Annotated in this window: 14 protein-coding genes; 4 read left to right on the top strand and 10 right to left on the bottom strand. The window is 44.7% G+C overall.

All coding sequences use genetic code 11. The annotated features are described in order from the left end of the window. Positions 1-24 precede the first annotated feature (24 nt). The 6 genes from nqrE to bolA all read right to left on the bottom strand — a co-directional run bounded on the left by nqrE (position 25) and on the right by bolA (position 5,393). Entirely contained in the window at positions 25-621 is a 597-nt protein-coding gene (gene nqrE / locus R7070_RS12100; RefSeq protein WP_005380270.1) for an NADH:ubiquinone reductase (Na(+)-transporting) subunit E, read from the bottom strand. Positions 622-628: 7 nt separating this feature from the next. After that, complete coding sequence (locus R7070_RS12095) at positions 629-1,261, bottom strand: NADH:ubiquinone reductase (Na(+)-transporting) subunit D (RefSeq protein WP_005380269.1); 633 nt, start codon at positions 1,259-1,261, stop codon at positions 629-631. Beyond that, positions 1,261-2,031: a Na(+)-translocating NADH-quinone reductase subunit C gene (locus R7070_RS12090; RefSeq protein ID WP_005380267.1), complete on the bottom strand. Its 771-nt coding sequence runs from the start codon at positions 2,029-2,031 to the stop codon at positions 1,261-1,263. Before R7070_RS12090 ends, R7070_RS12095 begins: the two co-directional genes overlap by 1 nt. Then, a complete protein-coding gene (locus tag R7070_RS12085) occupies positions 2,021-3,265 on the bottom strand; it encodes an NADH:ubiquinone reductase (Na(+)-transporting) subunit B (protein ID WP_005380265.1) in 1,245 nt (414 codons plus the stop codon). The genes R7070_RS12090 and R7070_RS12085 overlap by 11 nt, the downstream gene beginning before the upstream one ends. Before the next feature lie 5 nt (positions 3,266-3,270). Continuing rightward, positions 3,271-4,611, bottom strand: coding sequence for a Na(+)-translocating NADH-quinone reductase subunit A (locus R7070_RS12080; protein WP_005380264.1), 1,341 nt, complete (start codon positions 4,609-4,611; stop codon positions 3,271-3,273). A 473-nt stretch (positions 4,612-5,084) separates the two neighbouring features. Continuing rightward, positions 5,085-5,393 carry a transcriptional regulator BolA gene (gene bolA, locus R7070_RS12075; protein ID WP_005380262.1) on the bottom strand — a complete coding sequence of 103 codons (309 nt, stop codon included), beginning with the start codon at positions 5,391-5,393 and terminating at the stop codon, positions 5,085-5,087. A gap of 243 nt (positions 5,394-5,636) precedes the next feature. Between bolA and R7070_RS12070 the strand changes: the two genes are divergently transcribed. From R7070_RS12070 to R7070_RS12055, 4 genes are all read left to right on the top strand, one after another. Continuing rightward, positions 5,637-6,791 (top strand): methyltransferase, encoded by a 1,155-nt coding sequence (locus R7070_RS12070; RefSeq protein ID WP_005380260.1) that lies wholly within the window; start codon positions 5,637-5,639, stop codon positions 6,789-6,791. Between the two features lie 32 nt (positions 6,792-6,823). Continuing rightward, positions 6,824-7,393, top strand: coding sequence for a YajG family lipoprotein (locus R7070_RS12065; RefSeq protein ID WP_005380259.1), 570 nt, complete (start codon positions 6,824-6,826; stop codon positions 7,391-7,393). After that, positions 7,393-7,938 carry a peptidylprolyl isomerase gene (locus tag R7070_RS12060; RefSeq protein WP_005380258.1) on the top strand — a complete coding sequence of 182 codons (546 nt, stop codon included), beginning with the start codon at positions 7,393-7,395 and terminating at the stop codon, positions 7,936-7,938. The genes R7070_RS12065 and R7070_RS12060 overlap by 1 nt, the downstream gene beginning before the upstream one ends. Before the next feature lie 71 nt (positions 7,939-8,009). Then, the gene (locus tag R7070_RS12055; protein ID WP_005380257.1) at positions 8,010-9,362 is read left to right on the top strand and encodes an AmpG family muropeptide MFS transporter; all 1,353 of its coding nucleotides are present in this window, start codon (positions 8,010-8,012) and stop codon (positions 9,360-9,362) included. A gap of 63 nt (positions 9,363-9,425) precedes the next feature. Here R7070_RS12055 and R7070_RS12050 read toward each other — a convergent pair whose 3' ends face one another. The 4 genes from R7070_RS12050 to R7070_RS12035 are packed head-to-tail and all read right to left on the bottom strand — an operon-like array spanning position 9,426 to position 12,662. Further along, positions 9,426-10,085, bottom strand: a complete 660-nt coding sequence (locus R7070_RS12050) for a ChrR family anti-sigma-E factor (protein WP_005380256.1) — start codon at positions 10,083-10,085, stop codon at positions 9,426-9,428. After that, complete coding sequence (locus tag R7070_RS12045) at positions 10,082-10,666, bottom strand: RNA polymerase sigma factor (RefSeq protein WP_017636022.1); 585 nt, start codon at positions 10,664-10,666, stop codon at positions 10,082-10,084. The genes R7070_RS12050 and R7070_RS12045 overlap by 4 nt, the downstream gene beginning before the upstream one ends. A 44-nt stretch (positions 10,667-10,710) precedes the next feature. Next, on the bottom strand, positions 10,711-12,069 hold the full coding sequence (locus tag R7070_RS12040; protein ID WP_213867031.1) for a DUF4397 domain-containing protein: 1,359 nt from the start codon (positions 12,067-12,069) through the stop codon (positions 10,711-10,713). After that, positions 12,066-12,662 (bottom strand): LON peptidase substrate-binding domain-containing protein, encoded by a 597-nt coding sequence (locus R7070_RS12035; RefSeq protein WP_017636020.1) that lies wholly within the window; start codon positions 12,660-12,662, stop codon positions 12,066-12,068. The genes R7070_RS12040 and R7070_RS12035 overlap by 4 nt, the downstream gene beginning before the upstream one ends. Positions 12,663-12,760 lie beyond the last annotated feature (98 nt).

Raw genomic sequence — 12,760 nt, 5'->3', positions numbered from 1 at the left:
CTTAATTGTTGCGGTTTACCCGACTTACAGTTGAACACCAGAGAAAGACATAAAGCCTAACGCCATAAGACCTACAGTGATAAATGTGATACCAAGACCACGTAGACCTGGAGGTACGTCAGAGTACTTCATCTTCTCACGGATACCTGCAAGAGCAACGATTGCTAGCATCCAGCCCACACCAGAGCCGAAACCGTAAACGATCGATTCAGCAAAGTTGTAGTCACGTTGTACCATGAAAGATACACCACCGAAGATTGCACAGTTTACTGTGATCAGCGGTAGGAAGATGCCTAGCGCGTTGTACAAAGGTGGGAAGAAACGGTCTAGGACCATCTCTAGAATCTGTACAAGTGCTGCAATTACACCGATAAAGGTGATGAAGTTTAGGAAGCTAAGGTCCACGCCCTCAACTAACGCGTTCTCTCTCAGAACTAGGTTGTATACCAGGTTGTTCACAGGAACAGCGATAGTCAGAACTACCACAACTGCAACACCTAGGCCGAAAGAGGTCTTAACCTTCTTAGATACGGCAAGGAAAGTACACATACCTAGGAAGAAAGACAGAGCCATGTTTTCGATGAAAATCGATTTAACTAACAGACTAATGTAATGTTCCATGACGTCCTTACTCCTTCGCTTCTACTTGTTCTGGTTTCAGAATACGGATTACCCAGATAAGGAAGCCGATTAGGAAGAATGCTGATGGTGCTAGTAGCATTAGGCCGTTAGGCTGGTACCAACCACCGTTGCTCACTAGAGGTAGAACTTCTAGACCAAATAGTTTGCCTGAGCCAAATAGCTCACGGAAGAAACCTACAGTGATAAGAACGAAGCCGTAACCTAGACCGTTACCAATACCGTCAATAAGAGATGGTACTGGCGCAGACTTCATTGCGAATGCTTCAGCACGACCCATTACGATACAGTTAGTGATAATCAGACCAACGAATACAGATAGCTGTTTAGAGATATCGTATAGGTAAGCTTTTAGCACTTGGTCTACCACGATTACTAACGATGCGATGATTGCCATCTGAACGATGATACGCACACTGTTAGGAATGTGGTTACGGATCAATGAAACAGAGAAGTTAGACAACGCAGTTACAAATGTTACCGCTAGTGTCATTACAAAAGCTGTTTCTAGTTTAGTTGTTACTGCAAGAGCAGAACATACACCAAGAACTTGTAGCGCGATTGGGTTGTTATCCAACACTGGCGCTAGGATGCTCTTTTTAACGTTTTGTGCACTAGACATTAGTTAAGTTCTCCGTCACGAACTTTTGCTAGGAAAGGACCAAAGCCCATATCACCTAACCAGAAGTCAAATGTGTGTTGAACACCATTACTAGTGAGCGTCGCTCCTGATAGGCCATCAACACCGTGCTCAGAACCTTGCGGTGCGCCGCCTTTCACGACCTTAATCGCTGGCTGGTGATCTTCATTGTACAATTTCTTGCCAATGAATTGATCGCGCCATGAAGGGTTCTCTACTTCACCACCAAGTCCAGGAGTTTCACCTTGCTCGTAGTAAGTAATAGCAGACACAGTGTTACCATCAGTTTCAACGGCTACAAAGGCATACATCATCGACCATAGTCCTTTACCGTGCATAGGCAGGATAACTTTTTGGACTTCATCTTGATCTTTTACAAGGTACACCACTGCTGTATTCGCGCGACGACGGATATCAGCTACGTCTTCTTCTGGTGTCAATGCGATTGAACGTTCTGCATCTTTTGATGCTTCACGTTGATCGTACGTAGATGCATTACCCTCAGTAAAGTTACCTGTTTCAAGGTCTACTAGACGAGGTTCGATGTACTCAGCAAATAGCTCTGGTACTTTCTTACCGTTTGCGTCAATGCCTGCAACTTCAACGATCTTTGATTGCTTATCTAGGACAGCGTTAGCTTTTTGCTTATCACGCAGACCTACTGCTGCTGTTGATACGATGATTGAACAAACAAGGCTCAACCCGATAACAACACCCAGCGTCTTTTTAATGCTGTCGTTATTACTTGCCATAGCGTGCTAGTCTCCGCTTGATGTTCTTCTCAATCACTACATGGTCGAACAGAGGTGCGAATAGGTTCGCGAATAGAATCGCCAGCATCATACCTTCTGGGTACGCTGGGTTAACTACACGGATCATCACACACATTGCACCAATCAGGATGCCGTACCACCATTTACCTTTGCTAGTAAATGACGCTGATACTGGGTCCGTTGCCATGAAGAACATACCGAATGCAAAACCACCTAGAACTAGGTGCCAGTGCCATGGCATATTAAACATTGGATTAGTGTCAGAACCGATCACGTTAAACAGAGTCGATACTGCGATCATACCGATCATCACACCCGCAATGATGCGCCATGAAGCGATTCGCATGTAAACGATCATCGCTGCACCGATCATTAGAGCTAGAGTCGATACTTCACCAATAGAGCCAGGGATGTTACCGATGAACGCGTCCATCCAAGTGATAGGAGCGCCAGTTACTGTGTTAACTAGAGCACCGTTACCACCTTGAGCCCATTGGCTAAGAGCAGTTGCACCAGAGAAGCCGTCAGCTGCAGTCCATACTACGTCACCCGAAATTTGTGCTGGGTAAGCGAAGAATAGAAATGCACGACCTGCAAGTGCAGGGTTAAGGAAGTTACGACCTGTACCACCGAAGATCTCTTTTGCTACAACAACACCAAATGTGATACCTAGTGCCGCTTGCCATAGAGGTAGCGTTGGTGGAACGATAAGTGCGAATAAGATAGAAGTTACAAAGAAACCTTCGTTAACTTCGTGTTTACGCACCATACAGAACAACACTTCCCAGAAGCCACCAACAATAAATACTGTTGCGTAGATTGGCAGGAAGTAAGTCGCACCTAGTAGCATCTTACTGCCAACACCCGCTTCCGCACCGATAGTGCCGCCAAGCATTTCTGTTAGCCAGTAGTGCCAGTTACCTGCGATAACTGTCGCTAGTTGGTCACCAGCGTACATGTGGTTAAGTGCTGCAATAGCTTGGCCACCTGCGTTGTACATACCCCAGAACATTGCTGGGAATACCGCAAACCAAACCATGATCATGATACGTTTTAGGTCAACGCTATCACGAACGTGCGAGCTTTTATTTGTTACGATACCTGGGGTGTAAAAAACTGTTGCTACAGCTTCGTACAGGGCAAACCATTTTTCGTGTTTGCCACCAGGCTCAAAATGATGCTCGATGTCTTCAAGAAACTTTTTAAGAGCCATGAAAATTACCCTTCCTTCTCGATAGTATCTAGGCATTCACGAAGTAACGTACCGTACTCGTACTTACCTGGACATACAAAGGTACACAATGCTAGATCTTCTTCATCCAGTTCAAGCGCACCCAGTGCTTGAGCACTGTCTGTGTCGCCGGCACATAGATCACGAAGCAGCAAAGTAGGCTCCATATCTAGAGGCATTACGCGTTCGTAGTTGCCAATTGGAACCATTGAACGATCACTACCATTGGTCGTCGTTGTCATATTGAACAACTGACCTTTGAATACGTGACCAAGGAAAGAGCGAGTTACCGAGAACTTATTCTTACCAGGCATTGCCCAGCCAAATAGTTCTTTTTCACGGCCTTCACGTAATACAGAAACCTGTTGATGGTAACGGCCAAGGTATGCGTGTGGACCAGTTGCATGTGTACCTGTTAGTACTGAACCAGAGATCACACGAACTTCGCCAGGCATCAGCTCGTTATCTGTTAGGTCATCTAAGCTTGCACCCATTACGGTACGAACTAGACGAGGGTTATTCACAACTGGGCCAGCTAGAGACACAACACGATCTGTGCATAGCTCACCAGTTAGGAACAGCTTACCGAACGCGATAACGTCTTGGTAGTTGATGCTCCATGCCACATTCTCTGCATTTACTGGGTATAGGAAATGCATGTGGGTGCCAGCAAGACCTGCTGGGTGAGGGCCATCGAAGACGTGTTCTTCTACGTTAGACTGTGAAGAGCGTGGCAAGCTAGTGCCAGATTTACATACGTAAACCTTGCCTTCTGTCAGGGCTGAAAGAATGTCTAGACCAGCAATGAATGCTTCTTGTTGCTCATTAATGATCAACTCAGGCTTAGCTGCTAGTGGATTAGTATCCATTGCAGTTACGAAAATAGCCTTAGTAGAAGACTCGATTGCAGGAACCTTGCTAAACGGACGAGTACGTAAAGCGGTCCATAAGCCAGAGTCAACCAACTGAGTCTTGATCACTTCACGATCTAGACCTGAAAGTTGAGCGGCTTCGAACTTATCAAATGTCACCTGCTCTTCACCTGCCACTTCAATCACTACAGATTGAAGGACACGTTTAGCGCCACGGTTAACTTCGATCACTTTACCGGCTGCTGGTGCAGTAAATTTCACGCCTGGGTTCTTTTTATCTTCAAAAAGAACTTGCGCTTTTTTCACTTCATCACCAACGCGGACATGCATGGTAGGTCGCATGCCAACGTACTCTTCGCCAAGCAAGGCGACTTTTTTGATGGTCTTACCATCATTAATCACCTGGGATGGAGTTCCTGCGATAGGAAGATCCAAGCCCTTCTTTATTGTAATCATACGCACTTGCACTACTTTTATCGGGAAAAAGATTCTTTTGATTGCGTAACTTTTAGACACGACATCAGTGTCCGGTTTTGATGTTGTTTTAAACATCAAAATCGCAACATCCTATTAAAAATCTCGTCACAAGGAATACGCGAGATTTATCAGGTGCCGTAGTCTAGCATTTTTTAGGAACTTGATGCCATGATCAATCATTAGAATAGAGGGGTTATTTCGGTAGAATCAGGTCTAAAAGGTCAAAGAATAGTCATAACTTTGACCCATCGCACAAATGCCATATTCCATACATATCTTATGGAAAAGTGATATTCATCGCCTGAAATATTCTGCAATTTCCATTCATTTGTTGAAACACTGTTAACACATTTTTTAACCAGAATTTGTGCCACGTTAACGTCCCTAAAGAATGTAAAACGAAAAAAGATGGCCTTAAGCCACCTTTCTCTGCACCTTTATATCTTGCGTTTTTAGTGACCACCACCCATACACATCGGGCTATCAGGGGCGCCATCTTGTTCACGCTTCCACTCTTCATCAGTATATGTATGAATAGCTAATGCATGAATGTGGTTGTCCAGTTCATCTGCCAAAATTTGATGAACTTGACGATGGCGCCCAATCAAACGCTGTCCCGCGAACGAATCACTCACAACAATCACTTTGAAATGACTCTCTGAGCCTGGTGGCACATTATGCATGTAGCTCTCATTAATGACTTTGAGATAGCTGGGTTGCAGCTCACTGTGTAGTTTCTTCTCTATGATTTCTTGGATCATATTCGTTCCTCATTGATGCGAATTCCATAAGTATATACCTAAGTAAAGCAGACATGCATCACTCAAACGTCACTCTCATTATTGACGCACTTTGTAGACATATTGTCTCAAGGCGCTTGACTCCACGAACATGTCTAAAGAACAGCCATCACTGAACTCGTAAAATTTGACAGCTTTTTGTATCTCGACACGTCATCATTTGCGACAATAACACTTAATTTCTAAATCAACTTACATTTAGCTATGAAAACCGAACTGAACCTTCACGAGCGAAGCTTAACACTTCATCGTTTCCCAAAACGTAGTAACGAAACGCTACAAGCGTGGGATGCCGGTGATGAGTATCTTATTAATCATGTTGAAGAGCTTGCTTTGCCAGACAATCAAAACATCCTCGTGATTAATGACAGCTTTGGTGCCCTCTCCTGCTGGTTTTCGGAAAAGCACCATGTAACGCTAATGAGTGATTCATTCATCTCACATAAAGGTGCACAGCAAAATCTCGAGCAAAACCAGTGCAATAAAGTAGCGTTTGCCACCACGATGGACCTCGTTCCTGCCAATATTGATCTCGTCTTGCTGCAACTGCCCAAAAGTAACCGCCATCTAGTGTGGATACTAAGCCAATTAAGAAAGGCGCTACCGGCTTCCTGCCCCGTCATTGCAGTCAATAAAGCGAAAGACATTCATACTTCGACGCTAAAACTGTTTGAAAAATACTTAGGCGAAACAAAAACATCTTTGGCCTGGAAAAAGCACAGATTGGTGTTTTCTCAAGCAACAGTTGAGCCTACGATTGAAGTAATGCCTTTCACGACTTGGCGCGTTGATGGCGAAGATATCGAACTCAAGAACATGCCAAATGTCTATTCAGGAGAAAGTTTAGATTTAGGTGCACGCTTTATGCTGCAGCACCTGCCTCAAGACCCTTCAATAGACAATGTCATCGACCTCGGCTGCGGCAATGGTGTTCTGTCTGTTAAATTTGGTCAGTTGAATCCAAATGCTCGGCTAACATGTGTTGATGAAAGCTTTATGGCGCTTGAGTCGGCAAAACAGAACCTACGCGACAACCTTGGTGAAAATAGAGACATACAGTGCATAGCGAACAATTGCTTGGACGGTTTTAAACACAGCAGCAGCTCTATGGTTATGTGTAATCCACCGTTTCATCAACAACAGGCAATCACCGATCATATTGCTTGGCAAATGTTCTGCGATGCTAAACAAGTATTAAGTGAAAATGGCCGTTTACTGGTTATCGGAAATCGTCACCTCGGGTACGACGCAAAACTCAAACGTCTGTTTGGCGATAAAAATGTGAAACTTATCGCTTCCAACAATAAGTTTGTGATTTTACAGGCTACAAAAAATCCTGCTAAATTAAGCGCAAAATAAGCTTTAGCAAAATAGTTAAAAGGAATAATAAAATGAGAAAATTGGTACTTGCGGCTTCGGTTGCGTTGCTTGCTGCGTGTTCAGCCCCTCAACAACCTCAGCTGAACCTGATGCCAGAAAGCACATTGAGCACCAATCCAATTGTTCAAGGCAAGACTTACAGTTTGACCAGCAAAGATGTACGTGCAGCGCAGTACGTGGCGTTGGTGGATAACGGCCGTTCGAACATTCTTCCTCTTCATGCTAAACAGAATTTACGTATTGCGTTAGAAGAAGCATTAGAGAAGCAATTCTCATCTCAAGGTTTCCATGCGGATCTAAACAGCAACAACGCGATTGAATTGAGCGTTCAAGAAGCGTTGGTCAACGTGAAGCATTCGGTGATGGAAAATGAGATGGATGCTAAAGTTGTGCTGGAAATCACAGCAGAGACACCTGAGGGCAAGCTAGTCAAAACTTATACAGGTACAGCAAAGCGATCTGGCACATTGAGTGCTTCTGATGCCGATATTGAAGAGACATTGAATGATGTGGTGACATTGACGCTTAAAGAGATTGCCAATGACCCTGAGCTTCGTCAATACATGCAGGAGCGTTTCTAATGTTACGCAAAGCGATTCTGTCCTTAGCACTACTCAGCTGCAGCGTTTGGGCTGGACCAAAAGTAGCGTTTGAAACGACACTTGGTTCATTTACGGTTGAGTTAAACGAAGAGAAAGCACCTATCACTGTCGCTAATTTTCTAAAATATGTAGAAGATGGGAGCTACGAGGGTACTATTTTTCATCGTATTATCCCAGGCTTCATGGCACAAGGTGGCGGCTTTAACCAAGATATGCAGATGGTGAAAACATACGCGCCAATCAAAAACGAAGGAAATAATGGTCTAAACAATGACCGTGCTACCATCGCCATGGCACGAACCAATGCACCAAACTCTGCAACTCGTCAGTTTTTCGTCAACTTAGTCGACAATGACTTTCTCAACTATGGCGCTCGACCACCAGGTTATGCTGTATTTGGTGAGGTTACTGAGGGGTTCGACGTTATCCAGAAAATGGCTCAGCAGCCGACCACGACGGTAGGCCGAATGCGTGATGTACCAGAGACGCAAATCGTCATCACCAAAGCTACACTACTTAAATAGCCAAAACGATAAGCCCTTTGAATAATCGAAGGGCTTTCTCTTTCAACGGCTTCATTTTATTGGATTGATTTATGTCTTCATTACCTTCCATCACTTGGTTGGAAACGGTAAAAAGTTACCTCGATAAACGACTCATGTGGGTTTTCATGCTGGGCTGCTCTAGCGGCTTTCCGTGGGTTCTTATCGGTTCAAACATGTCAGGTTGGCTAAAAGATGCCGGCTTGACCCTCTCCGCAATTGGCTATTTTGGTAGCGTTTTTGCGGTCTATGCGATCAACTTTCTGTGGGCACCTCTGGTTGACCGCGTGAAGCTGCCAGTCCTCTTTAGACTACTGGGGCAAAGACGTAGCTGGATTTTCTTTTGTCAAAGTATCGTACTCGTCGCTACCCTATTTATTGCCGGCGTTAATCCAGCGGAAAACTTGGTGTTTGCGTCACTACTCGCCTTGTGCATTGCAACGGCTTCAGCGACACAAGACATCGCAATTGATGCTTTTCGTATTGATACTTTCCCAAAGTCAGAAGAGTCTAAACTGCCTCAAGCTTCTGCAATGGCGGTCATTGGCTGGTGGACAGGTTATTCACTACCGGGTTATTTAGCGTTTGTTAATGCTGACAGTGTCGGTTGGAATGGTGTGTACTACGGGATGGCGGTGATAGTCGGCATTCTAATGGTCTTTACGATTTTAGTCGGTGAACCGAAGACTCAACGCGAACAACTTCAGTCTGCCGCTGAACAACGCCACAAAGAAGTGGTTGGTTCAAAAGTCGTAGCTTGGTTTACCGTGACTGTTGTAGAACCTTTCCTTGATTTCTTTAATCGCAATGGCGTCCGTGTCGCGATTACTCTGTTGCTGTTCGTTTTCCTATTTAAAATTGGCGAAGCGTTTTTGGGCAGGATGTCGATCGCGTTCTATAAAGATATTGGTTTTAGCAATGAACAAATTGGCTATTACTCCAAACTGATCGGTTGGGGAGCCACCATCTTCTTTACTTTTGTCGGAAGCATGTTCAACGTTAGGTTTGGTATTGTACGTGGATTAATGATCGGCGGTATTGCTATGTCTGCCAGTAACTTGATGTTTGCTTGGATTGCTTCGGTAGGCCCAAACGAGCACTTGTACTTAGCCACGATTATTGTCGATAACTTTACGACTGCTTTCTCAACTGTCGCTTTTGTTTCATTTTTGACGATTCTAACCGGGCAAGCATTTTCGGCAACTCAGTATGCGTTGCTTGCCTCTCTAGGAAACTTCGGACGGACGACTCTTGCTTCTTTCAGTGGCGAGCTAGTGGATTATCTTAATGATTGGAGCACATTCTTCGTGCTTACCGCTGTCATGGTCGTGCCAAGCTTGATTATGTTGTACTCGCTACGACATTACTTTGATGCTCTATTGGAAAAAGCACGTCACAAACATTAACGAAACATATAAAAAACCACCGAATTCGGTGGTTTTTGTTTTGCGAGATATAAGATAAGAGGTCTATGGGTATAACCCTTTACCAAACATATTAAATATACGTGCCACGCCTTGAGTAAAGATCATCGGCTCAGTCAATACGGTTAAACACAAGCAGTCTTCTCCGGCCTTAGTGTAAGGGCTGTGCTTCACTGATGCGTCTCTAATCATCAAATCGCCTTCTTCATATTGGCCATCCTCGTCACTAAATCCACCATGTAGGATCAATGTAGACTCCAGGCCTTTGTGCGTATGTTGAGGAATTTGCACATCTTCCCCGATGTACATTAAGCTGACACGAGCGTCTTCCCCTAGGTCAATCTGAGCACTGAAAACCTTGCCTCCGTAACTTCTCCATGACCCTACGAGGTCAGAGAAACGCGCTAGAGTTTTAGGAAGAGCGAAGCTTTTTCCTGCCACATTAACAGCAGCAGAGTCGCGGATCACGATATTATCAGTCGCTGGCTCCGCATTGATGATGTCATTAAACATGTCGTCAAATTCAGAAACATACTCAGAAGGTATGTCACTTACGATGTTCGCTTGACTTGCTTCGACTTGGTTCACATAAGCTCGGCACTTGGTGCATGTTTCTAAATGGGTTGCGACCACAAGACCAGAAACTGCATCAATGCTTCCCGAAGCGTATGCTTCTAACAAGCTGTTATCTGGGTGTTTGTTCATAGTTGCTCCGTATGCATTGAATGCCTTAGCTTTTCTACTGCAAGCCTCAGCCTGGATTTTACGGTACCGAGGGGTATATCAAATAATTCCGCGACCTGTTGATGAGGTAACTCTTCAAGATATACCGCTTGTAAAACATCTCTCTGGTTTTTCGGTAATATATCTAAAAACTTAACCACCTGTTCTTTCAACATATCTTGTTCTGGTGAATAGTGATCAACAAGATCAGGTGGATAATACTCTGACGGCCAAATGTCATCAGAATGAATGTGTAATTCCTTACCTTTCTGTTTTCTCAGCAGATCAAAACAAAGGTTTCGGATTATGGTATATATCCAAGTCGATAACGCGCTCTTTTCACCATCATAGAGGTGCGCTTTCTGCCAAACTGTCGCCATGGTCTCTTGCACCATCTCCATAGCAACTTGCTCATTACCAACATGTTTGTAAGCGAATTGCTTCAGCTTGGGTGCGTAAAAACGGAATACAAAAGCGAAAGCATCTTTGTCTCGATCCTTCACTTTATCCATGTAATCGTTCCAATCACTGCGCCCCAGTTTTTTCGGGCTATCACTCATCATAATCGGCCTTAATTTGTGGGAGGAGTCTCCTCCTCCCATTCGTCCTAATCGGTCACGTCATCGACCAACAAGTTGAAACCACCGTTGTTCCCATCATCAATGGCAACGACTTGGTACACAACACCGTTCATTACATTGACTGGTGCTGAGTCAACCGCAACAATACTTGGGTTACCAGCCACTGTTACCGTTACATAATATGTACCTTCAGCGACATATAATCCTTGTACGCTATTTTTATACGCAAAATTAGCAATAGTTGGATCACTTCCATCTATTCCTGCACTCGTAGTGAGGTAAATATCCACCATTTCCGCTATAGGATTAGCCGCCGCGTGTGTCACATTCAATGTCGCGCTAGTCGCCACAGCGCGTCTCATATCTTCAACAACCAGAGCTTCGATATCAATCGCTGGGCTAACAACACCGACTGCATAAACACTGTAATCCATTCCACCTGCAACCATTAACCCGTCAACATCTATGATCGGATTGGTTGTTGTGCCATCCACGTAAACGTCAATATCGTAAGCGCCAGCAGCAAGATCCAAATAACCACGAATCTCTTTGAACGCTAAGTCGGCAAGAGGAGCGAAGGCCGCCCCGTTAACGTTAACATCGACGACTGGCGCTCCATCGACAAGGTGTCCGACTCTTACTTCAGCTTGGCTGCCCATATCTTCAATTATAGAAGAGCCCGAACCGTCCAACACCAAGAGTTTGACAGGTGACGTGCTATTCGAATCTCCTGTGCCGATAGCGGCAATCGTCAAGTTGGAGTTAGCCGCAAGAGGTACTGTGCCGGAGTCAAAAGCAACGCTGTCTCCTACGGCAAGTCGAACTTGATACTCACCAGCTGGGATGTTCAATACGTCGGTAGAAGCTTTGTAAGCAAGGTTAGTTATTGGAGTCGCGCTAGCAAGAGCAACACCTGGCTCAGTGACATAAAGATCAACAGCAGGAACGCCTGAAGCTGCATGAACAACTTGAACATCTAGACTATTGGCATCAGCCATTGAATCGGCGCTGCGAGTCACAACTAAAGGCTCAACTGGGTTTGGCGAACCATCGGCATCGCCAACAACGAACACGTTATAATTGAGGTCGGAATCAAGATCTAGTTCTGTTTTAGGTATTACGGTCGCGGTTTCATTACCTGGGAGCTGAACATCGACCTGAATCGAATTCATCCCCTCTCGCAATTTAACGTAGCCAGATCCCACACCATAATCAACATTCGTTAATGATGGTTTATCGTTGATCCACACATTTGCAAGCGGCGCATCAGAAGACGCGTGCACTGCTTGTAAATTGGAATACTCGATAGTGTCACTGTCGGAGCCACACGCCGCCAGTCCTAATGTCGCAACAATAGTTAGCGCAGCTTTATTAAATCCTTTCATATCCTTGCCTCTTTGTTAGTCGGGGCTTCTATGGCTTCTGTCAGAAATTGCAACGCAGGAATACAGTCCTCTGCGCCGACTAGCTGTTCGAACAGATTGCAGTCTAGGGGTAGTAACTCAAGCCAACGCTGAGTAACCCAAGCAGAGTCATCGTAAAAACGATGCTGGTAGAGGCTTCCAAGTTGAGGAAACTCTTCATAAACATGGGATAACTGCTGGCTTAAAAAGAAGAAATCTGGTGAGTTGTCTAGATGTTGCCAATTGTCTAACCATTCAACCTCTGCATGACGTAAGCCATCCGCATCTGCACGGACGCGTTTGACAACAAAGCGTTGCTCACCAGCAACTGTAATACCAAGAAGGCCATCACTGAGTGTTTCAAAATCAACGATCCTGACCAAAGTTCCGATAGATGAAACGTTACCCACGTCTTTAGGGTCACCTTCACTTCCTACTAGGCAAACTCCAAAGCCCACATTTTGTAGGCTGCATTCCTTTACCATTCGCTTATATCGTGGCTCAAAAATGCGCAGATTCATTTTACCTTCAGGGAGTACAACTGAAGTGAGTGGGAATAACATGACTTCTTTCATTCAAACGTCCTCTTTGATTCACGGATACATACGAATCCCTTATCACTCCGATCACTAACGATTTATGTTGGTTAATCGACTGGCTTAAAAAGTCATAA

Origin of the sequence: Vibrio sp. 1557 (assembly GCF_033340175.1) — a bacterium.
GTDB lineage: Bacteria > Pseudomonadota > Gammaproteobacteria > Enterobacterales > Vibrionaceae > Vibrio > Vibrio alginolyticus.
Note: the sequence above shows the minus strand (reverse complement) of the source record. Positions and strands in the feature narration are given on the sequence as shown.